This window comes from Colwellia sp. Arc7-D (assembly GCF_003061515.1).
Classification (GTDB): domain Bacteria; phylum Pseudomonadota; class Gammaproteobacteria; order Enterobacterales; family Alteromonadaceae; genus Cognaticolwellia.
The window spans coordinates 2374321-2397353 of sequence record NZ_CP028924.1 but is presented as its reverse complement, the minus strand read 5'-3'; the positions used below and the strand labels follow the sequence as shown (position 1 = coordinate 2397353).

Here is a 23033-nt window from a genome sequence, read left to right as displayed (position 1 = left end):
AGTGCATGAATAAGGTCAAGGTCGACTTATTCATGCTGTTTTTATTATTAGTACTACCAAGAGGTAAATATGTCTGGTAATCATTCAACATCTCGTAATCACTTAAATAACCACTCACATAACCATTCTCATAGTCACTCTCATGGTCACTCAGGAAACGGGAAATTGACTGTTGCCGTATTGATTAATATTTTACTCACCGTTGTTCAAATTATTGGTGGTGTCCTATCGGGTAGTTTATCTTTGATCGCCGACGCCTTACATAACTTAAGTGATGCTGGCGCGATTTTAATTGCTATTTTCGCCCGTAAAATTTCGGCTAAGCAAGCGGATGAAAATATGACATTTGGTTATCAAAGAGCCGAAATCGTAGGTACGCTGATCAATAGCATTACACTTATTATTGTTGGTCTTTATCTTATTTATGAAGCGATAAGTAAATACTTTAGTCCAACTGAAATCGATGGCTGGATAGTGATTTATATCGCCACAATTGCTTTGGTTATTGATATTGCCACTGCGGTATTAACCTATATGTCAGGTGCAAAAAGTAGCATGAATTTGCGCGCTGCGTTTATTCATAATGTTTCTGATGCTATGGCGTCTGTCGCGGTTATAATTGCTGGCATTTTGATTATATTTTATCAGTGGTATGTTGTAGATGTAATTGCGACGATATTAATTTCAATCTATGTGCTTTATCACGGTGGATTACTAGCGCTTGAAAGTATTAAAATATTGATGCAAGCAGTGCCTGATACATGTGAAATCAGTGAGCTTAAGGAGGATATTGAATTAATTAAAGGTGTGAGTGCCGCTATAGATATTCATGTTTGGCAACTCGATGAACATAAATTGTTTTTAGAATGTAAGGTAGAGCCTGTAACTAACAACGTTTCCATAGATTTAGCTGAGATTAAAACTATGTTAGCAAGTAAGTATGGCATTAAACATTCAACCATTGAAGTTAACCAATCAGGTAAGGCGATAGAATCTAGTTGTTATTAACGTTAATTTTTGATCGCGCTAATAATTAACTTTAAAATTTGCTAAGGTAGAATTCTTGCTTAAATTATTATCAATAAATCAATTGATTGCTTTATTATAACCGCATGTAACATCATGGATAATGAGGATCTGTAATAATGAATTTCGAACAAATTGTTTCGAGCATTAACAATGTTTTATGGGGTGAGGGGCAGGTACTCATTTATGTATTGTTGTTCGCTGGTTTTTGGTTTTCATTTAAGCTGAAATTTATACAAATCCTTAATTTTCGTCATATGTTTTCAGTGATAAAAAACAGCGGTAAGCAGGATAAAAACACCGATGACAATTCTGGTATTAGTTCACTGCAGGCATTGTTTATAGGGTTGTCTGCGCGAGTAGGCACGGGTAACTTAGCTGGCGTAGCTGTTGCCATCTCGCTTGGTGGTAGTGGTGCAATATTTTGGATGTGGGCTATTGCTTTGTTAGGGATGGCTACGGGATTTGCTGAAAGTGTTTTAGGGCAACTTTATAAAGTGAGCGATGACCATAAAGAATATAGAGGTGGGCCAGCTTATTATATTCAAAAAGGTCTAAACCAACGTTGGTTAGCGATATTATTTTCATTGTGCTTATTCTTAGGTTATGGCTTTAGTTTTAGCGCGATGCAAGCTAATACCATTGCCGACTCTTTAAATCACGCATTTAACATTCCGAGTATGTATTCAGGGCTAGTGATCACCATACTTGCGGGTGGCATTGTATTGGGTGGACTTAAGCGTATTGCTCGCTTTGCCGAGTTAGTTGTACCTTTTATGGGCATTGCTTTTGTTTTAGTCGCGATAGCCATTACCTTAATGAATATTACTGCTGTACCTGCGATGCTTTATGACATTATAACGTCAGCTTTTGGTTTACAAGAGGCTGGCGCTGGCATGTTAGGCGCGGCGATTAAAAATGGTATTCAACGTGGCTTGTACTCTAATGAGGCAGGAGCAGGTAGTGTACCTCACGCCGCTGCCAGTGCTAGGCCAGTACCTAATCATCCTGTTACACAAGGTTATGTGCAGATGCTAGGGGTGTTTTTAGACACTATGGTGCTTTGTACTTGCACCGCGTTTATTATTCTACTGGCTGATATTAATTTTACCGGTGAAATGGAAGGTATTCGTGTTACCCAAAATGCTATTACTCATCATTTAGGTGAGAACGGCGTTTATTTCGTTTCTGCGGCTATTAGTTTGTTTGCCTTTACATCCGTGGTTGCAAATTACGCTTACGCTGAAAGTAATTTACATTTTTTCAAACTCGATAATAAGATTGGCCGAACTATATATACAACTATGTATTTAGCGATGGTTTTTTGGGGTTCAAGTGCTAGTTTAAAACAAGTATGGAGCATGGCTGATGTGGCTTTAGGGTTGATGACTTTAGTGAATGTTATCGCTATTGTGCAACTAACACCGACCATAGTTGCGTTAACTAAAGACTATAATGCCAAACGAAAAATTGAAAACGTAAGTGATGCTGATATGGCATTTAACGCTGATGATATTAAACTTCAGGGCAAAGTAGAACAGGGTATTTGGCAAAAAAAGAGGCTTAATGATTAAGTAATGCTAGCCTATAAATCTAACGATAGTTTTAGCTCGTGATGATAGTTCTACTCAAAGCTTAGCTATTGCGCAGTAGAAGTTAGGTTAAATATAGTCAAATATTGTGTCTTATTTTTTTACAATATATAGACCCAATAACAGCAGCTTACAAATTAATCTAATGCTATACTTTTCATTATATTAATGTGTGTTTTTTATATTTAGGAGATTTTTATGGCACAGCAAGGTTCAGGCGGTAATGTGTTAGCCGCGATTTGCAGTCTTTTTATTCCAGGTTTAGGCCAGTTGGTTCAAGGTCGTATATTGCCGGCATTATTGTTTTTTGTTTTTGCGAGCATCTTTTGGGGACTTTCATGGTTAGTATTCCCCATTGCATTTGCGGCAATTACGCATTTATGGGCAATTATCGATGCTGCAAAATTTAGTAGCGGTAATAATTTATGAAAAAGTTAAAAATGCAAAAAAGTGTTGTTTCAAAATTTTCATTTATGCTTGTTACACTCGTATTGCTAGCCGGTTGTCAGTCGGCTTATTACTCAGCTATGGAAAAAGTTGGCGTACATAAGCGCGATATTATGCTCGATAGAGTTGAAGACGCACAAACATCACAAGAAGATGCACAGGTGCAGTTTAAATCAGCGTTAGAGCAACTTACGCAATTGATCAGTTACGATGGTGGTGATTTAGCGACGCAATATGAGATGGTTAATGATCAGTACTTAGCAAGTAAAGCTTCTGCTGATGAAGTAACATCTCGTATCGACGCTATTGAAAGTGTGGCCGATGCCTTGTTTGATGAATGGAATGATGAAATTCAACAATACGCGAGCAATAGCTTAAAGCAACAAAGCCAACAAAAATTAAGAGAAACTGAACGTACTTATCAAAGACTTATTAAGTCTATGTATCGTGCCAAAGACAGAATGGCGCCAGTTTTATCTGCATTAAAAGATAACAGTTTATATCTTAAACATAATTTAAATGCGCAAGCCATTGGTGCTCTACAAGGTGAATATAAAACGATAAAACGTGATGTTGAATCGTTAGTCGCTGACATGAGTCAAGCTATAGAGCAATCTCAACAATTTATCGACTTGTTAAAAGCCGAGTAGCTTGTTAAGCTTTTTAAAAGAGGCTATCGGATAATATTTCGATAGTCTTTTCATTTTTTGAATCATATAAACAGTACAATAACATTTCAATGAAGTTGTTCATGGTTGTGCTTATTTGTTATATATAGGAATCTAGTATGGGTCGTTATTTTAAACGCCTAGTTCAAATTTTAGTTATCAGTTTTATCGTTATTTATGCTCTCATTTGGTTACTCTCACCAACTATAATACGCTACGTTATCAATACTTACGGCTTACCTAAGCCATTACTACTTACCGATAAATCGAGTATTCGCTATAACCCATTTACAGCACATTTAACGATAAGTGATTTAGAAGTAAAAGCGAATGAAAAAAATAGTGCACTTAAACTGCAAAGTCTCAATGCAGAGTTGCATTTGTACCAGTTACTTTTTGATAAAATATATATCGCTGAATTTACCCTCAATGGTATCTTTATTCCTATTACGGTGAACGAATCTTCCCTCAATATTGCCGGTATTGAATTAATGGATGAAAACCCTGTTCCAGTCGAACCTGAGCCTGAAAACGTTCCTGACAGTGGCAACTTTCCTTATCAAGTTATTGTGCCTGAATTCCAATTATCAGATGCACATATTGAATTAATGTATTTTTCACAGAAACATAACATTCAATTAGACTCTATTTCATTACAGAACATTTTATTGTCTCAACGTGAGCAAGATATTAAATTAAACTTGGTCAGCCATTTAAATGGCGCACCAGTTAAAGTGAAGATTGATGGGAGTTTACTGAAACAACAAGGGATTATTAGTGTTGAGCTTGATGCCAAAAATATCGAATTAAATACAGTAAAAGCCTTCTTACCACCAGAGATTTTAACGCTCAAAGGCAAGGTTAGTCATGCCAGTAAGTTTAATATTGCCATTAACGAAAAAGAAACGTTAATTAATTTTAAGGAACTGTTGTTAGCTGTTGAAGACTTAATTGTTGAGCAAGAGAACCTAGCCATTTCAGTTAAAAAGCAAATACTTGAATTTCAATCGCCGCCATCATCTACATCTTCTGTTTTAAAAGCTGATAGTGAAGTTGATAGCAAAGTAGCTAATTCTAACCAATACAATATCGCGTTAAGTAAAGCGCAAACATTAGTTAATATGGGTGAGTTGATGCTGACTATTGATGATCTTAATGTTGTGCAAAACAATATTGCTATTGCGGTTAAAAATCAAAAAGCTCAGGCAAAAAACTTAGCGGTTATAATTTCTGATAATAACCCGATAAGTATCGATACCTTGATTAATGTGACCATCGATGGAGTTACGGCAAATGCAGCAGACAAAGAAGCATTGTTAGCCGAAATTGCAAATATATCGATTAATAATATTGCTCTTCAATATCAAGACAACAAACCGAAAGTAAATATTGAAAGCGTGGTTGTTGCTAAAAGCCAGTTCTCAAAAAATATTGAACAAAAAATGCCATCGTTAGCCGCATTTAACGGTTTAACTGTAAATACAATTGAATACAGCCCAGAGCTTATTGCTATTAATGATATAGCCCTATCTGGGGTGGTTGCTAATGTGTTACTCGATAAAGATAAACAGTTAGCTACACTTGTTGCTCTAAATAGCGCAAGCAGTAATGAAGACACAGATAAAACGATTGAAAATCCAAAGGTGACTAACGAAGTAACGAGCAAGGAAGACAGCAAGCAAATTAGCGAAGAAGCTGCCGAGTTAGACAAAGCTGCTCCCGTGGCGAAACAAGCATTTAGATTAGGTAAATTTACCTTATTAGATGATGCTCAAGTAGACTTTAAAGACAGCAGTGTTACACCGAACTATGAGCGTAATGTCAATATTACGCATCTGCTTTTATCTGATGTTGATACGGGTACCCCTGAACAAGAAATGCTACTTGATATACAAGGGAAAACAGATAAATACGCTAGCTTTGATATAAAAGGTCGCGGTGTTCCGTTTGCAGAACAACAAAAATTCAAACTAAATGCTGTGGTTAAAGAACTCAGTTTACCGGGTGTTTCTAGCTATATTAAACAAGCATTAAAATATGAAATTGAAAGCGGTCAACTCGATCTCACTATTGATGCTGGCTTGACTGGAAATAAAATTAATGGCGATGTTGATATTTTATTAAGAGGTGTAGAGTTTACTGCGGCTGATAATAATGAAAGAGGCGCGATATCTGATGGCTTCAGCGTACCGTTTAATGTTGCTTTAGGTATGTTAAAAGATTCTGATGGTAATGTTGAACTGACCTTGCCGTTAAAAGGTGACACAAACTCACCTTCTTTTGGCTTATCAGGATTATTAACATTACTGGTTAAGCAAGCGACTATGTCAGCAGCGAAAGACTATTTAATTACCACATTTGTGCCTTATGCAAGTGTAATGAAAGTAGCAATGGCAGCAGGTGAGTTTGCACTTAAACTGAGAATAAATGATTTAGTTTATCCTGCAACAGCTATTGAATTAAACGCAGAACAACTAGAGTTTAGCCGACAAATGGCCGTGATGTTGGCAGACAGGGAAAATACCAATGTTAAACTTTGTGCGGTAGCAACGGCGAGTGACATAGAGCTAGCGGATGCGACACAAGCACATTTACCAGAAAATATTGCACGTTTAAGCAAAATATCACAACAACGTGTTGATTTATTCAAGTCTCACTTAGTCGATCAATTAAAAGTGCCTTCAGCTAGGCTATTATTTTGTAAAGCACAAATAGATACATCAGAAGGGGCTAAACCTCGTATTAAGTTTGTTATTTAGTCTACTTTAAAATCTATGACTAATTAAACTCACATGGTCAGCACTAAGGCTGTCCATGTGAACATAGAGCATGAAATAATTCCTAATCGGTTAATGAGGAAGCTCATTAACCGACAATTACTTTACTGAGCTTAACCTATAAAATAGCGGTGCCAATTGAACATTAACCTTTCAAGACTCTTTAATATAATTACGTTTGAAATCGTACGTTTATTTAAAACTAAACGCGGCTTACTGGCGTTATTAGCATTTGCTGCTATCTGGTTTATTATTCTTTATTATTTTGTTGGCTCTGCATCAGCGATTGTTACATCGAACTCGTTTGAAAGTATGGCAAAACAATTATTTGGCGCTTTAGGGCTTTCTGCCTTGTTAGATTGGCCTGTTGCTGAATACGCTATTTATTGGTTAGTGGCGATTTACTTCTTTCCAAGCTTTGCGTTATTGGTATGTAGCGATCAAATTTGTTCAGACAAGCAGCGTGGTACATTAAGGTTTATTACTTTACGTACAACCCGAGCAGAGTTAGTTTTGGGACGTTTTTTAGGGCAATTATTAATCATGTCGATATTGATTTTATTGACTGCTATTGCGACAACTATATTAGCAAGTTTAAGAGATATAACCTTATTGACCGACAGTATTATGCTTGGCATTCAACTGTGTTTGCAATTAATTATCGTGGTAGCACCGTTTATTGCACTTATGTCTTTGCTTAATACTTTTGTTACCTCTGCACGACTTGCTATTGTGGTTGCAACCCTATTTTTTGCCTTAGGTCCTTTATTCGTTGTATTTATAGAATATCAATTTGGCCAAAATTTTTATCTCAACTTAATATTTCCTGGTGGGCAAATCAGTAGTGTTTTATCTCAAAGTAGTGATATTGCAAGTCAATACTTTTTGCCTTTACTACAAACGGCTGTTTTACTCATTGGTAGCCATTTAATGATGAAGAGGGCTTCATTATGAGTTTAATTATTGATGTTCAACAATTAACGAAAAAGTACGGTAATAATACGGCCCTCAATAATGTTGAATTTTCGTTAGAAAAAGGTGCTCCAGTTGCGCTAGTTGGGCCAAATGGCGCTGGAAAAACCACCTTATTTAGTTTGTTATGTGGTTATATACAACCGTCTTCAGGCAATATCAGTGTTTTGGGTCATTCACCCGGACACTCTGCATTATTTGGGCGTTTATCAGCATTACCTCAAGATGCACAATTGGACCCTAGGTTCTCTATCGCTATGCAATTATCCTTTTATGCACGATTGCAAGGCATGAGCCGAAAACAGGCTAAAAACGACACGCTAAGAGTGTTAGAGATGGTGGGCTTATTAGATGCTGTTAACAGTTTACCTAGCGAGTTATCGCATGGCATGCGTAAACGCGCCACTATAGCTCAAGCTTTATTGGGCAGTCCTGAAATTGTGATGCTGGATGAGGCTACTGCGGGGCTTGACCCTGTAAATGCTAGAGAGATTCGTGCAATTGTTGCGGATCATGCTAGTGAGGTTAACTTTATTTTAAGCTCACATGATCTTAATGAGCTTGAACGATTATGTGATCGGGTACTGTATCTAGAAAATGGTAAATTAAAGCAACATCAAACTCATGGTAATAATGTCAATACTCGTTATTTAACCTTGAGAATGAAACAGCAATATCAAGATATAATAGCGTCAATAAGCCAAATACCCAGTGTTGAACATATTGATATGACGCAAGATAGAGAATATTTACTCACGATTAATAATGAGCATGACGTAGGTAATGTTGAAATTGAATTACTCAATATGTTAATAAAAAACAATTGGTCTTACACACAAATTATTAATGGTAAAACTTTAGAAAACCAATTGTTTTAAGCATAATTAGTGGCGCTATTTATCAACAGGAATAAATTCGCCATCTAAACTTTTAGGTATTTGACCATTAGTCAGATTGTTTAGCCATTCTAGGTAATCATCATAAGACATAGGTTTAGCATAAAAATAGCCTTGACCAATATCACAGCCGAAACTGCGCAGGGTTTCTTCATCTAAAGCACTGTTTATACCTTCGGCGACCACTTCTAATCCAAGTCCTTTTGCCATTTTTACAGCAGTTTCAGCAATCACTTTACGTTTAATGTCACTACATACATCTTCAACAAATTCTCGGTCTATTTTGAGTTCTTGGAAGGGTAATTGATTAATTTGAGATAGCGATGAGTAACCTGTACCAAAGTCATCAATACTAATAGTAATACCCAGTTCAATAAGCTTCTCAATAGTATTTATAGCAATATTATTTTGCGCAAAAGAAATAGACTCAGTTAATTCAAAAATAATTTTTTCAGCTTTAATATCACAACGACTAATTATACCGGCAACGTCATCAATAAAATTAGCTTGAATAAGATCTTTACCGCTGATATTTATAGAAACCATATGGTTTAGACCCGTATGTTCAGTAAGCCGAGCCTGTTGAGTTAGCGCCGTTTCTACTACCCATAATGTTAGCGATGGCATTAAACCAAAATCTTCTGCTATCGCAATAAATACATCGGGATATATTGCGCCTAGCACTGGGTGATTCCAACGAATTAAACACTCGCTACTACAAACTTTATTTGTTTTTAGGTCAATCTGCGGTTGATGAAATAACTCAAAGCCTTTATGGGTTATCGCTTGCTCTAAATCAATGGCTAATTGTATTGAAGATGGGCTATTTTCACTGTCTTTTTGCGCATAATAAGTCCATTTGCTTTGGCTAGTTTCGGCATTACTTGCGGCAATTGATGCATTACTGATTAAACTTGCACTTGAACTACCATGCTCAGGATACGTAGCTAAACCAACAAACGCTGATAAGGGTAACTTAAGATTTTTAATCGAGTAAACATCTTGAACTGCTTGTTGAATAGAGTGAATGAATAGCTCTATATTTTGCTCATTATCTACGTTGTTAATCACCATTGCTAAGCTACAGTTTTCCAAATAGCATAGTTTTTCGAGTTGGTCAGTCGTATGAAGTACAGCATCATTGAACCTAAATAATGACGAGAGCTTTTGATTTAAATCTTGAATGAATTTAACTCTAGTTTGCTCATCTATATAAAGCTCAATACGTTGAAATTGCTCAGGCTTAATGACGATAACAGTGAAGTCTTGAATGTCGTCCTTTAAAATTTCATTAATTTTGTGTTCTAGATTAGTTTGTCTAGGGAGATGATTACTTTGATGATAAGCAATCATGGTTAATTTTTCTTGCTCGCTTCGGCGAATGCGTTCAGCTAATGCAAAAGCCATAAAGGTAACTTCAATCATAATGGCAAATAGAAAGGCATGACCGGTTAAAAAGCTATATTCAAGTTGATTTAGCAACACCATAGGTTGAATAATTGCACCAACAAACAAAGGCAACCAAGATAAAAAGTAAAAGCGTGCCCAAGAAAAATCTTGTTTTAAACGATTAAAAATAAGGTAAAGCGCGACAATATAGAATAATGGCTGTATGGAGAAAAATAGTTTGGTTTGTGCTAATTCATCTAATGAAAGTGAATACAGAGCTAATAGACTTATAATAGCGACAAAGCCAATGCAAACTTTATAGGCCCAGTGATTTAATCTGTCATAGCGTAAAAAGAATAAAGTAAATAATAGAAGGAATATAATTAATAAAAAGTCATTAAAGATGAGGTATTGATTAAGTAAGTGCATTACCTGTTCAGAAAAAAGAAAGTACCCATAGCCAGTTAATGATGAAAGCACGGCAAAAGCAGATATGAGGTATCCTATATAGAGTAAATAAACCTTATCTTTGCCAGCAAAAAATAGTACTAAATTATAGATAGCAATAATGAGCAAAATGCCAATAAATGCACCATATATAAGCTGAGACAATAGTAACCTTTGTTCAAAATCGTCTGGTTTAAACAATTGCAAAGGGATATTAGGAGGACCTGAGCTCTTTAGTTTTATTAAGTATTCGCTATAACCAAACTGGTTTAGCTCTAGATTTACTGCAGGATATACGTTTTGGCTAACTTCTAAGTCAGTTAAAGACTTGTCAAAAAGTATTGTTGGTGCTTTGATTGCGCCTAGCTCGTAAACAATAAAGCTATCAAGCATACTATGCTCAGCCATTAAGACTAAATGCTCATTTTCATATGCTCGTCTTTCTTGAATGTTGACTGATAATAGTGATTTTCCGATTGGATAATGCAAGGAAAGCTTTATCCAGTAGCTTTGCTCTGCAAGTGCATAAGGGATACTATTTATGTTACTTTCGATAAATTGGGCAGAGGTTAAAACCTCATTTATATCAGCATTATTGCTCTTATCTATGAAGTAGCTGCTGTTAATGGTAAATGGGCTGTTGAACTCATCAATGTTTTTCTGGTCAATATCATTCACTAAACTAACAAAGCTTAATGTTATGGCGAATAAAATTAAGGCAACAATAGCCGTAGAGATTTTTTTACTTAATTCGGGAAATATCAAAAATAAATACTCTTATAAGTGAATAGTAATTAAGGTTTTACCCTTAGTGCAGTAAACATTTTTTGAGTTTATAGTTTTCAAGTGTCGATAAGCTTTCTTGCAATTATATATGGCTTACTATTTAGCTTATACTTGTTTAATAGCTCAATCGATTTAATACAGCTTAGGCATAATTAAGCTGAAATAAAGATACCGACACGCTTAAATTGAGTGAAAGCTAACTGAATTATAAGCCTTTATCAATTTATACTAGCAATACTATTAATGTAGCAGAAATAGCGAATTCAAGTAATAACTTTAATTTGTATTTTTTGTATTTAATTCATCGTTAAACCTTTGGGCTAGATTATTAGCTTACTTGATGAATTAACTTCAACCTGATTAATATGAAAAAATAGCCAGCATACCAGTCTACCAATGCAAGTGAGAAAACTTAATATGATTAATATGGACTTTAAACAACGGGTTGTAATTAATACAGCAGAAAAAGCTTGGGAAAAAAGCCCTTCACCTGGTGTTATGAGAAAACCATTAGCGCGTGAGAACCGTGAAAGCGGTCATGCAACCAGTATTGTTAGATATGAAGCAGGTGCAAAATTTACTTCACATAATCATCCTTTAGGTGAAGAAATCTACGTGCTTTCAGGTGTGTTTTCTGATGAAACCGGGGATTATCCAGCAGGCAGTTATTTTCGCAACCCTAAAGGCTTTATACATGCGCCTTTTAGCATTCAGGGATGTGAATTACTGGTTAAGCTACACCAAATGTCACCTTTAGATACTCAACGCATCAGTATCGATACAGCTCAACAAACATGGCTACCCGGTTACGGTAATTTAAAAGTAAAGCCGTTACATAGTTTTGAAAACGAAAATGTTGCTCTTGTTTTTTGGCCTGCAGGAGAGAAATTTGTTTTACATAATCACTTTAATGGGGAAGAGATTTATGTCATCAGTGGAGAGCTTATTGATGAACTTGGACATTACCCAGCAGGTACTTGGATCAGAAGCCCACATTTAAGTGCTCATCACCCTTATGTTGAGCAAGATACATTGATATGGGTTAAAACTGGGCATCTAGCAGAAAACTAAAGATTAAATACGGGTAACTCACCACTTATAGACAGTGTTTTATCTTAAATATTGTTAAGCGTTTTCTGTGTATTAACAACTTACACAATTGAAGGAAGAGCGTTGTGGAAATATAGCTTGCGCGTTATAGTTTTACTTGCCCTGTATTGTGCATGTATTGTGCATGTAATGTTATCTGATGATGACTAATATCTGTAACCGTATTGGCACTTAATTAATGGTGATTGTTATAAGTTTGAATTAACTCTTTCATCGGCTATCTTTTGAATAAAGGATGGGTAATGGTTAAGATAACAATAACCATATAAGAGGAGAACATTGTATTTTCTACTCTAAGGCGGTTAAATGTTGATGTTTGTGGATATCTAATTCAATGATTATTAAGTGTGGAAGCACTTTTAATCCATTTTATATTATTAAAGAAAATAGGAATATCTTTGTGACTAATCAAGCTGATTTAAAAAGTGTAAAGTCTATTTTATTTGTCTGTATGGGCAATATATGTAGATCACCGAGTGCAGAAGCGGTATTTCGTCACAAGGCTAAAGCATTTTCGCTGACAATAGACTCTGCCGGTACTGTTGGCTCACATGCGCGTGAGAAACCTGATCATCGTGCGCAAAAGGCTGGTATTGCCCGTGGATATTCTTTTGATAAAATTAAAGCACGTAAAGTTACAGAAGATGACTTTGAAAAATTTGATATTATTTTAGCCATGGATGACAAAAATGTGCAGGATTTATTGAAAATTGCTCCTTCACATTTGCAATATAAAGTGCAGTTGTTTTTAGATTACGCAGAAAATTTTGAGGATACAGAAGTACCTGATCCATATTATGGTGGTGCTAAAGGATTTCAATTTGTATTAGATTTAGTCGAAGATGCTAGTGATGGTCTTATTAAACGGCTTAAAAGCGCATAAGAGTTGCCTCAGTCGAATCTTAAGTTGAAAGGTAAAAGTATAAAAGCGCATTCAGGGCCAGACAGTATTTAATGCTTTTATAGTAAAGTCCTATATGTATATAAAAAATATCAGCACTGTACATAACAAATAAAAAAGCCAATTGCGTAACGCAATTGGCTTTTTGTTTTTAAACTCTTACGTTGATAGTGAGAGTTACAGGATAACTTAACTCAATGTCGGTTTAGTTGGTCCTGCTGATGTTCGGCTAGTAACATTAGCAACAAGTGCAGTTTTACCTGAGGTTGCATGTGCTGCTCTATTCTCAGCGGCTACAAAGTCGCGTGGGATAGTGCCACTAGTTTCAACAGTTTCTGGCTTAGTCATTGGTGCTGATGCTTTACCTGCTGCTTTTTTTGATGAAGCTTTAACTTGACGCTTAATGTTTTTAACTTTAGCGCGCACTTTTACAGGTTTTTCATCAACTGCTGAAGTTTTCTCTGCAGTTACCTCTGAACTTGCTTCAACTACTACATCTGTTGAAGCTTCAGTTTTAACTTCATCTGAAAGTTCTTTTACAGGTGTCGTTTGCTCAACTGTAGCTGCAACAGGCGTTTCTGCAACAGTTTCTGAGACAGGTTCTACAACTGCTTCACTGATAACCACTTCTGTTTTTTCTTCAGCAACTACTACTGTAGGTGTTACATCTTCTACAGGAGTAATAACTGATTCAACAGGTGTTACTGGTTCTTTTACTGGAGCACTAACTTCTTCAGTAGCTTCAGCCTGAGGTTCATCAAAAGGTAAGTTTTGTTGAACTTCATTTTCAGGGTCATTAATAACTTCGCTTAACGCATCTGCTTGAACTTTTTGAACTTGTTCGACAGTTGGGGCAGACTCAGTTACTTCATTCGCTTCGCTAACTTCATTTACGTTAGTATCTGCTGAAACTGTTTCTTGCTCAGGGTAGCGAGCAGTAACAGGATCTTCAGTAATTTCACTTACATCGTTAGTTTCTGTATTTTGTCTACGACGTTGACCGTGAGCACGCATGTGGCGAGGTGAACGTCTACTTCTAGGACGCTGCTCATCTTTTGTCGCGTTAGTTGTTTGCTCAGCAGATGTTGTATCAACATTAATAGTCGCTTCAGTTGCTGCGGTATTAACAATCTTAGCTTCAACATTATTACTTTCAACCACATTAGTGTCTGCGGGTGTGGTGTTAACCACTTTAGCTTCAACTTTAGTTGTTTCAGTCGTCGTCGTGTTTTTATCACTGGTATCTACACGAACTTTTTTACGATTGTTGCGACGTTGACGACGTTCAGCAACTTTTTCTTCTTTAGGTTTTTGAACTCGTTCTTTTTGAGGCTTAGCCGGTGCAGCGCTTTCAGTACTACTTTGCTTTTGAGCATTGTCAGTATTTGCTACAGGTGCTTGGCTTTTACGCTTGTCGTTGCGATTATCATTACGGCTTTCGTTACGAGTGTCATTACGATTTTCGCTACGAGAGTCATTACGGTTATTGCGACGCTGTCCTTGACGACCACGTTGTGGGCGACGTTCATTATTTCTATTGTTAGTTTTTTCTGGTTGTTTGACTGCTGGCTTTACTTCTTCTTCAGTAGCAAAAAGTGATTTAACCCAGTCAATAGCAACTGTGATTAAGTTTTTCTCTGGAGCTTCTTGCTCAACAACAGCTACAGGCTCTGCCATTTTAGGCGCTTGTTTAGGTGAAGACATACCTTGAAGTAAAGGCTCATCACGCTTATTAACTTCTTTATCGAATTTAGGCATTACAGCTTCTTCTGGCACTGCTTGTTTAATCGCCATGTCGTAGCTTGCTTCTTCGATACCTTCGTCTTTTCTTACTCGGATAACTTCATATTGTGGTGTAACCATATTCGGATTAGGGATAATCAAAATATTAACATTGTGATGTTTTTCAATATGAAATACTGAGCGACGCTTTTCGTTTAATAAATACGTAGCAACAGGTACTGGCACTTGCGCCTGAACTTGCTGTGTATTGTCTTTAATGGCTTCTTCTTCCATTAAACGTAAAACAGATAATGCTAATGACTCTACACCACGAACATGACCTGTACCGCTACATCGAGGACAAACACCTTGGCTAGTTTCACCAATAGAAGGGCGTAAGCGCTGACGTGACATTTCAAGTAAACCAAAACGAGAAATACGACCAAGTTGAATACGTGCTCTGTCTTGTTTGACTGCATCGCGCATTCTATTTTCAACTTCACGTTGATGACGAACAGGGGTCATGTCGATGAAATCGATAACCACTAAACCACCTAAATCACGCAAGCGTAATTGACGAGCAATTTCTTCTGCGGCTTCTAAGTTGGTGTTGAATGCTGTTTCTTCAATATCTCCGCCTTTTGTTGCACGGGCAGAGTTAATATCGATAGATGTTAGTGCTTCAGTTGGATCAATAACAATTGAACCACCAGAAGGTAAGCGAACTTCACGTTGAAAGGCTGTTTCTATCTGTGTTTCTATTTGATAATGGGTAAATAGAGGAACGTCGTTGCTATATAGCTTAACTTTGCTTAAAAAGTCTGGACGAACAATCTCGATATGTTTTTTAACACTTTCAAATATTTTTGGACGATCAATTAACACTTCGCCAATATCACGACGTAAATAGTCACGAATTGCGCGTAAAATAACGTTGGTTTCTTGATGTATTAAAAATGGAGCAGAACGGCTAGCAGCAGCTTCTGAAATAGCGTTCCAATGGTGTGTTAAAACATTTAAATCCCATTCAAGCTCTTCATATTCTTTGCCAACACCAGCGGTGCGAACAATTAAACCCATGCCTTTAGGTAGGGTAAGTTTGCTTAATGAAGCTTTAAGGTCGGTACGCTCATCACCTTCGATACGACGTGAAATACCGCCTGCACGAGGATTGTTTGGCATTAATACTAAATAGCTACCCGCAAGACTGATAAAAGTAGTTAACGCTGCGCCTTTTTGGCCACGCTCTTCTTTATCAATTTGTACAATAACTTCTTGGCCTTCGCGAAGCACTTCTTTGATATTAGGACGGCCTTGGAAGCTGTAACCTTTAGGGAAGTATTCACGAGCGATTTCTTTCATTGGTAAGAAACCGTGACGGTCAGCACCGTAGTCAACGAACGCCGCTTCTAACGACGGTTCAATACGGGTGATTTTAGCTTTATAAATATTTGATTTTTTTTGTTCGTGACCAGGGCTTTCGATATCTAAATCGTAAAGTTGTTGACCATCGACAAGTGCTACACGTAATTCTTCAGATTGTGTAGCATTAATTAACATACGTTTCATAGTTTGTGTGACTCATTTTAGTCACAACACACCATTGCTTAGAACACAAAGTAATCTATCGCTATGGTAACAGCAACTTGTCAGCCTCACGGGTGTCAATCTTACTACGCCATATTACGCAGCAAGCTGTTAAAAATTCTGATTGTCTTTATAACTGAGATGTAAAACACCACAGTAAAATTGATTCTTTATGTGCCCAGCATGTGTGCTGTGCGCAACAGAAAAAAAGTGCCTCGTTAATGTTAGTTCGATAATTTTATCGTGTTTTTCTAATATTTTAACGATTGGAAATGTGACTTATTTCTTCTGTTTAATTACATAATTGCTTTATTGCGCGGGACAATATGTTTATGTGTTGTTTTTGACAAGTTACACGCGTCAAATTCACAATAGGCCTTACTTTTAGTATCTGGATAATGATGATTAATAAAATTATCTAACACTAACGTGGCCGCATATTTGCCTCTTACGTCTCGCTTAAAGCATCCTTTTTACTTGTTACGGCTTAAATATAGCGGTAACCATCCTATTATCACACTTTATTTATAGATAAGGCAATAAAATCCTCGTTTAAATTGCCTGTATTTAGAAAAAAACATGTTAAACTGCGCAGCATTATGGTTCTTAGTAAAACAGATATGACAGATAGCCCAAAACCTCAAGTTAGATTTATTACCGTAGACAGTGAAGATGCGGGTCAACGCATTGATAACTTTTTAGTGAAAACCCTCAAGGGTGTGCCAAAGAGCATGTTGTATCGCCTGTTACGTAAAGGTGAAATACGGGTTAATAAAAAACGTACAAAACCAGAATATAAACTTGTTGATGAAGATATTATTCGTGTTGCGCCAATTCGTGTTTCTGAAAATACGAATACGGTGTCGACACAATTAAATGTTGTTGCCAACTTAGAAAAACAAATATTGTTTGAAGACGAACGTTTAATTGTTATTAATAAACCTTCAGGTATGGCAGTTCATGGCGGTAGTGGCTTGAGTTTTGGTTTAATTGAAGCCTTAAGAGCTTTAAGACCTGATGCCCGGATGCTTGAATTGGTTCATCGCCTTGACCGTGATACTTCTGGTTGTTTAGTTGTAGCAAAAAAACGCTCAGCATTACGACACTTGCATGAGCAACTGAGAAATAAAACCGTACAAAAGTTTTATCACGCCTTAGTAAAGGGGCGCTGGTCAACTAAGTTAACGCGTGTTTCTGAAGGTTTGAAGAAGAATGACTTAAAGTCAGGTGAGCGGGTTGTGGTCGTTGATAATATTAACGGTAAAGAATCTGAAACACGCTTCAAAGTATTGCAACATTATAAAAATGCAACGCTTGTGAGAGCCTTTCCTGTGACCGGACGTACCCATCAAATTCGTGTTCATTGTCAAACCAAAGGGCATTCAATTGCCTGTGATGCTAAGTATGGCCATGAAGACTTTGATCTGGAAATGAAAAAACTAGGTTTAAAACGCTTATTTTTACATGCGGCTAGTATTGAGTTTATTCATCCATTAAGTAATGAACGGATTAAAATTGAAGCACCTTTAGAGCCCTCGTTGGAAAAATTGTTAAATAAATTAACCAAAGCGGATGTTCACCCAACGTAAACTTGTTTAGTTTTGTTATATAACCTGAACATGTAATGTAAAACCAAAAGGCTCAATCACCGGATAAAGATATTACCCCGTGACTGAGCCTTTTTCTATTATCCCACCTAATGTTGAGATAGCTGTGAACTAATTTGATTAATTAAGTGTTCTACTTTTATACGAAGAAAAATGAGCCGCTAATTAATTAACTTAGTATTACATTGAGCTGGCTTTTTGATGGACTACATCATAGACAGAGCCAAATGATTGTTGAACATTAAGATCCATGTTCATATGAAGTTTTCTTGCTATATCACTAGTCGATATTACACCACGTATATGATGACTCTCTCTATCTAGTACTAAGCAGTGACGAAGCTGATAATTCTCTAAAGTTGATACCACATCACCAACGGACGCACGCAACAATTCACTATAATCAAAAGCATGAAAATCTGATTTTGGGATCATTAAATCTTTAACTAATATGTCTTCGCGAGCAATACCTTTAGCGAGTTTTGCGACAATGTGCTGTTCTGATAATTCATTTGTACTAATAATACCAATAAAATTATCGTTTTCAGCAACGACTATATTCATTCTAACGTGTGTTTTTAGCATTAATTGTAAGGCGGTTACAGCCATAGTGTCGCCATCAATCATCAGCGCTTTATGGACCTTAAAATCAGTAAATATTTCAACTGCTGGAGAGGCTAAGTTAATCTCTTCAAACTGCTCAGGTGTTATAATGTTGTCTGTTGCTTCTAAGTTAACTAAATGTAATTTTTTCATATGTACCTCAAAATTTATTTCAGCATGGTCGTTCAAGTTTTTAACGACTGATATATGCTTAGGTCAAATTCAGCTGCTTTTTATCAAATGATAATTTGGTTTTTATCATTTTAAATCGATATTTTTCAATTTTGTCATTATTGACCATTCTTAACGCTATGACTCCCGACGTTGAAAATTTAATTGAGCTGCATTACTGAACTAAAATTTAGGTTATTTGTACTTTTATTTAAATGGCTTAGCGATAAACGAATACACTTGGTATTTATTAATATCCTGATACTTAATTTAAAAAAGTTTGAAACGTACAAAAACCTTATTTCATGTGCTGTGGTTTATTAAGAAATAAATGGTGGGGCTCTGGAATGAAAATTTTGGAAGTATGGTTCTATAATGTCAGGGTTGTGGTAACGAACATTAATGTAGGTATAAGAGCGAAGATAATTGGCTGTGTGGGTTAATAGTGCAGGGTTATCAGAATCTAAATCTTCTGTGGTATCAAGTTCAACAGTGTTTGCTTGATTAAAACTTAAATCACTTAACGTAACGCTTTCTATTTCATTTACTGAAACAGTAGTAAGTAAAACCGTTAATATGAAAAAGAGTTTAAACATTAATTGATACTTTTAAAATGTATGTTATTTGTCATCATACTTAATGTTATGGAGCTTGATAATGTAAATTCAAGTTAAAAGTAATAAATATAAAGGGCGAGTTTATATTTATTACTTTAGTCAGTATATTTACATCGTTCGACAAAATATTATTTATCTCTTATATAGTAGATAAAATTAATATTTAAAATCATTTATAGCGACTTAGCCTGCTCGGCTAAAACGTCAACGCCATGTTGTTTCAATAACTCAACAAGTTTGATTAACGGTAATCCGATTAAGCTATTGGGGTCATCGCCTTCGAGTCTTTTAAATAAACAAATACCTAACCCTTCACTTTTGAAACTACCAGCACAATTATAAGGTTGTTCTGCATGAAGATAGTTTTCAATGTCGCTGAGCGAAAGTTCATTAAAATGCACTAAAAATGGTTCTATTAACGTTGTGGTGTAATCTAAACCACTATCATATACACAGAGCCCAGTATAAAAGGCCACAGTTTTGTTACTAAACTTTTGTAATTGCTTAACTCCATTTTCAAAGTTGTGTGGTTTCCCTAAAATTTCACCGTCGCACATAGCGACTTGATCTGAGCCTATGATCAGCGCATCAGGAAACTCTTTAGCCACAGCTTTAGCTTTTTCAATTGCTAAACGTTGAACTAAATCAATTGGAGATTCGTTTTCATACGCGGTTTCATCTACATTTGGTTTAGCGCAAGTAAAAGGAATGTTGAGTTTATTTAAAATTTCTTTACGAAAAGGGGATGTGGAGCCTAAAACAAGTTCTTTCATTAATATCACTCAAAATATAATCAGATTATTGTTAATATATGGACTATCTTGAGTTTTTAAACAAATTTAGCTATTTTTCTTTTGACACAGGCGGGTAGGCACTTTATTATGCGCGCCTTATGAAGAATCTTAAACTCCCGATAACGATAGACCCATCTAGAAGCGCACAGCGAAAGTTAGTGTGTGAAGGATACTTTGAAGTATCTGGGATGAATAGATTGCTTGCTGTGTGTGATGCACAAAGTGAGCAAGTACAAGTAAGTGCTAATTTTAGTGTGGATGAAGTGGGTTTGGTAGTAATATCAGGCAGCTCATCGGCAACGGTTGCATTAACTTGTCAGCGATGTACTGAAGAGTTTGAATTGGAATTAAAGGTAGATTTTACTTTTAGTCCAGTGAAAGACGCTGAAGCCGCAGCGGAGTTGCCGTCATATTATGACGCAATTGAATTAGATGAGAATGGTGAAGTTAACTTGCGAGAGTTAGTGGAAGATGAGTTTTTACTCGAGATTCCATTAATTCCAAGGCATCCAATCAAAGATTGTCAGGCACCGTCTGATAGTGTTTGGGGGGAATTGCCTGAAGAGCTTGAGAAACCGAATCCATTTGATATATTAAAGAAAATTAAATAGTTAAATTTAGCTAATAACCGATTTTAGGAGTAGGCAATGGCAGTTCAAAAGAGCAAAAAGTCTCGTTCAAGACGTGGCATGCGCCGTTCACATGACGCAGTAACGGCAACGCATTTATCAACAGATCCAGTATCTGGTGAAACTCACCGTCGTCACCATGTAACAGCTGATGGCTTTTACAAAGGTGTTAAAGTAATCAATAAGTAATCTGTAACGATTACCTTGATTAATCTAACCATAGCGTTAGATGTTATGGGGGGCGACCAAGGCCCCCACGTAACACTTCCTGCGGCAATGCTCGCACTAGAAAACTTCCCTAATCTTCACTTATTATTGTGCGGTGACGAAACTGTCATTGTTGAAACACTTTCAAAAAAAAATCTTTACCCTCACCCTAGAATAACTATTTTTCCAACAACCCAAGTGGTTGAAATGGACGATAAACCTATATTTGCCCTACGTCATAAAAAACAATCTTCAATGCGTAAAGCGTTAGATCTTGTTAATGATGAACAAGCACAAGCTTGTGTCAGTGCCGGCAATACAGGGGCACTATTTTCTATGGCGCACTTTGTTTTAAAAACCTTACCTGGTGTAGAACGCCCAGCGTTAATTTCGGCATTACCGAGTAATAAACCAGATCAACATGTATTTATGTTGGATTTGGGTGCTAATGTTTTCTGTGATTCAAGTGTATTGTATCAATTTGCGATTATGGGTTCTGTAATGGCAAAAGAAGTCGACGGAATTGAAAACCCGAAAGTTGCGTTATTGAATATGGGTGAAGAAGACAATAAAGGTAGCGATCATATTAAACAAACCGCCAGCTATTTAATGGCGAATGATGATATTAATTATATTGGTTTTATTGAAGGTAATGATATTTTTACTAATAAAGCTGATGTTATTGTTTGTGATGGCTTTGTAGGTAATGTTGCTTTGAAAACATGTGAAGGTGTAGCAAGAATGGTCTACACACAACTACAAGAAATCATCAAAAAACACTTTTTAGCTCAAATTATGGGCAAATTACTGTCTCGACCATTAAAAAGACTCTTTAAACCCATGAACCCCGACCAGTATAACGGCGCAAGTTTGATAGGATTGCGCGGTATTGTGGTGAAAAGTCACGGTAATGCGAATATAACGGCTTTTTATACCGCTATTATTGAAGCGATTACTGAGGTTGAACGACAAGTACCAACAAAAATTAAAGATAAGCTTGAACAGAGCTTATGCCATAAATAATGTTGGTGGCTCAGCTTTAAGTACCTGAACAAAAGGTAAATAAAAGCTTAACAAATTACATCGGCGTAGATCGGGTCATGATTTGCGTGGTTATAGTGGTAAATCAAATTAATATTAGGTCAAATAATGCAAAATAATTTAGCGTTTGTCTTCCCAGGTCAAGGTTCACAATCTCTAGCAATGTTAGCTGACTTTGCTGAGCATGAAGTAGTGCAGAGTACTTTCTCTGAAGCATCTGAAGCTCTAGGTTACGACTTATGGCAATTGGTTCAAGATGGACCGGTTGAAAAACTAAATCAAACTAACTTCACTCAACCAGCCTTATTAACAACCAGTGTTGCTATTTGGCGTTTATGGCATGCTTCTTCTTCAGCAACACCTAAACTTTTAGCGGGTCATAGCTTGGGTGAATATTCAGCCCTAGTATGTGCCGGCGTATTATCGTTAACTGATGCTGTAAAGCTTGTTGAAAAACGTGGCGAATTTATGCAAGCTTCAGTACCTGAAGGCGTTGGCGCTATGGCTGCGATCATTGGTTTAGATGATGAAATGATTATTGAAGCGTGTGCAAAAGCGGCTAATAATGAAGTGGTTTCAGCGGTAAACTTTAACTCACCAGGGCAAGTCGTTATAGCAGGGCATAAAGCCGCTGTTGAGCGTGCTGGTATTTTATGTAAAGAAGCGGGTGCAAAACGTGTTTTGCCTCTACCTGTTAGCGTACCGTCACATTGTGCATTAATGAAAGATGCAGCTGAAAAATTAGCTGAAGAATTTAACAATGTTACGTTTAACGTACCTACTATCCCCGTAGTGAATAATGTTGACGTTGCCGCTGAGTCTTCGGTTGAAGCGATAAAAGAAGCACTTATTAAACAATTGTATAGTCCCGTTCGCTGGACAGAAACTATTCAGTATTTAGCGCAGCAGGGTATTGATACAGCGATTGAAGCAGGTCCAGGTAAAGTATTACAGGGGTTGTTAAAACGCATTGATAAAACTATTAGTTGTCAATCAGTTAATGACAACACATCGTTAACCAAAGCATTAGAATCAGTAGAGTAA

At 36.5% G+C, this 23033-nt stretch carries 19 protein-coding genes; 14 read left to right on the top strand and 5 right to left on the bottom strand.

Translation table 11 applies throughout. The features are described from left to right. Nucleotides 1-69: 69 nt before the first annotated feature. The 7 genes from DBO93_RS10415 (at nucleotide 70) to DBO93_RS10385 (ending at nucleotide 8360) form a co-directional block, all read left to right on the top strand. On the top strand, nucleotides 70-1008 hold the full coding sequence (locus DBO93_RS10415) for a cation diffusion facilitator family transporter (protein ID WP_108456289.1): 939 nt from the start codon (nucleotides 70-72) through the stop codon (nucleotides 1006-1008). Between the two features lie 137 nt (nucleotides 1009-1145). Further along, nucleotides 1146-2600, top strand: coding sequence for an alanine/glycine:cation symporter family protein (locus DBO93_RS10410; RefSeq protein ID WP_108456288.1), 1455 nt, complete (start codon nucleotides 1146-1148; stop codon nucleotides 2598-2600). 216 nt (nucleotides 2601-2816) lie between these two features. Then, entirely contained in the window at nucleotides 2817-3047 is a 231-nt protein-coding gene (locus tag DBO93_RS10405) for a hypothetical protein (protein WP_108456287.1), read from the top strand. Beyond that, entirely contained in the window at nucleotides 3044-3715 is a 672-nt protein-coding gene (locus DBO93_RS10400) for a DUF2959 domain-containing protein (RefSeq protein ID WP_239058963.1), read from the top strand. Before DBO93_RS10405 ends, DBO93_RS10400 begins: the two co-directional genes overlap by 4 nt. A gap of 137 nt (nucleotides 3716-3852) precedes the next feature. Beyond that, complete coding sequence (locus DBO93_RS10395; RefSeq protein WP_108456286.1) at nucleotides 3853-6492, top strand: DUF748 domain-containing protein; 2640 nt, start codon at nucleotides 3853-3855, stop codon at nucleotides 6490-6492. A 156-nt stretch (nucleotides 6493-6648) separates the two neighbouring features. Continuing rightward, nucleotides 6649-7464, top strand: a complete 816-nt coding sequence (locus tag DBO93_RS10390) for an ABC transporter permease subunit (protein ID WP_108456285.1) — start codon at nucleotides 6649-6651, stop codon at nucleotides 7462-7464. Then, a complete protein-coding gene (locus tag DBO93_RS10385; RefSeq protein ID WP_108456284.1) occupies nucleotides 7461-8360 on the top strand; it encodes an ABC transporter ATP-binding protein in 900 nt (299 codons plus the stop codon). Before DBO93_RS10390 ends, DBO93_RS10385 begins: the two co-directional genes overlap by 4 nt. A 15-nt stretch (nucleotides 8361-8375) precedes the next feature. Here the strand turns inward: DBO93_RS10385 and DBO93_RS10380 are convergent, their stop codons facing one another. Further along, nucleotides 8376-10979, bottom strand: coding sequence for an EAL domain-containing protein (locus tag DBO93_RS10380; RefSeq protein WP_108456283.1), 2604 nt, complete (start codon nucleotides 10977-10979; stop codon nucleotides 8376-8378). 438 nt (nucleotides 10980-11417) lie between these two features. On the opposite strand from DBO93_RS10380, the gene DBO93_RS10375 reads away from it, so the two are divergent. Both DBO93_RS10375 and DBO93_RS10370 read left to right on the top strand, forming a co-directional pair. Beyond that, nucleotides 11418-12071: a cupin domain-containing protein gene (locus DBO93_RS10375; RefSeq protein ID WP_108456282.1), complete on the top strand. Its 654-nt coding sequence runs from the start codon at nucleotides 11418-11420 to the stop codon at nucleotides 12069-12071. Nucleotides 12072-12510: 439 nt separating this feature from the next. Continuing rightward, the gene (locus tag DBO93_RS10370) at nucleotides 12511-12993 is read left to right on the top strand and encodes a low molecular weight protein-tyrosine-phosphatase (RefSeq protein WP_275403650.1); all 483 of its coding nucleotides are present in this window, start codon (nucleotides 12511-12513) and stop codon (nucleotides 12991-12993) included. Between the two features lie 207 nt (nucleotides 12994-13200). Here DBO93_RS10370 and rne read toward each other — a convergent pair whose 3' ends face one another. Then, complete coding sequence (gene rne / locus DBO93_RS10365; RefSeq protein WP_204100616.1) at nucleotides 13201-16302, bottom strand: ribonuclease E; 3102 nt, start codon at nucleotides 16300-16302, stop codon at nucleotides 13201-13203. A gap of 638 nt (nucleotides 16303-16940) precedes the next feature. On the opposite strand from rne, the gene rluC reads away from it, so the two are divergent. Further along, on the top strand, nucleotides 16941-17909 hold the full coding sequence (gene rluC / locus DBO93_RS10360; protein ID WP_108457805.1) for a 23S rRNA pseudouridine(955/2504/2580) synthase RluC: 969 nt from the start codon (nucleotides 16941-16943) through the stop codon (nucleotides 17907-17909). Between the two features lie 198 nt (nucleotides 17910-18107). Here the strand turns inward: rluC and DBO93_RS10355 are convergent, their stop codons facing one another. The 3 genes from DBO93_RS10355 to DBO93_RS10345 form a co-directional block, all read right to left on the bottom strand. After that, nucleotides 18108-18683 carry a CBS domain-containing protein gene (locus DBO93_RS10355; protein WP_108456281.1) on the bottom strand — a complete coding sequence of 192 codons (576 nt, stop codon included), beginning with the start codon at nucleotides 18681-18683 and terminating at the stop codon, nucleotides 18108-18110. A gap of 338 nt (nucleotides 18684-19021) precedes the next feature. Continuing rightward, on the bottom strand, nucleotides 19022-19297 hold the full coding sequence (locus tag DBO93_RS10350; RefSeq protein ID WP_108456280.1) for a hypothetical protein: 276 nt from the start codon (nucleotides 19295-19297) through the stop codon (nucleotides 19022-19024). A 194-nt stretch (nucleotides 19298-19491) separates the two neighbouring features. Continuing rightward, on the bottom strand, nucleotides 19492-20091 hold the full coding sequence (locus tag DBO93_RS10345) for a nucleoside triphosphate pyrophosphatase (protein ID WP_108456279.1): 600 nt from the start codon (nucleotides 20089-20091) through the stop codon (nucleotides 19492-19494). Between the two features lie 119 nt (nucleotides 20092-20210). Here DBO93_RS10345 and yceD point away from each other — a divergent pair, with 119 nt between their 5' ends. From yceD to fabD, 4 genes are all read left to right on the top strand, one after another. After that, nucleotides 20211-20723: a 23S rRNA accumulation protein YceD gene (yceD, locus tag DBO93_RS10340; RefSeq protein WP_108456278.1), complete on the top strand. Its 513-nt coding sequence runs from the start codon at nucleotides 20211-20213 to the stop codon at nucleotides 20721-20723. 36 nt (nucleotides 20724-20759) lie between these two features. After that, the gene (gene rpmF, locus DBO93_RS10335) at nucleotides 20760-20930 is read left to right on the top strand and encodes a 50S ribosomal protein L32 (RefSeq protein ID WP_077286058.1); all 171 of its coding nucleotides are present in this window, start codon (nucleotides 20760-20762) and stop codon (nucleotides 20928-20930) included. 9 nt (nucleotides 20931-20939) lie between these two features. Continuing rightward, entirely contained in the window at nucleotides 20940-21971 is a 1032-nt protein-coding gene (gene plsX, locus DBO93_RS10330) for a phosphate acyltransferase PlsX (RefSeq protein ID WP_108456277.1), read from the top strand. A gap of 126 nt (nucleotides 21972-22097) precedes the next feature. Next, nucleotides 22098-23033: an ACP S-malonyltransferase gene (gene fabD / locus DBO93_RS10325; RefSeq protein WP_108456276.1), complete on the top strand. Its 936-nt coding sequence runs from the start codon at nucleotides 22098-22100 to the stop codon at nucleotides 23031-23033.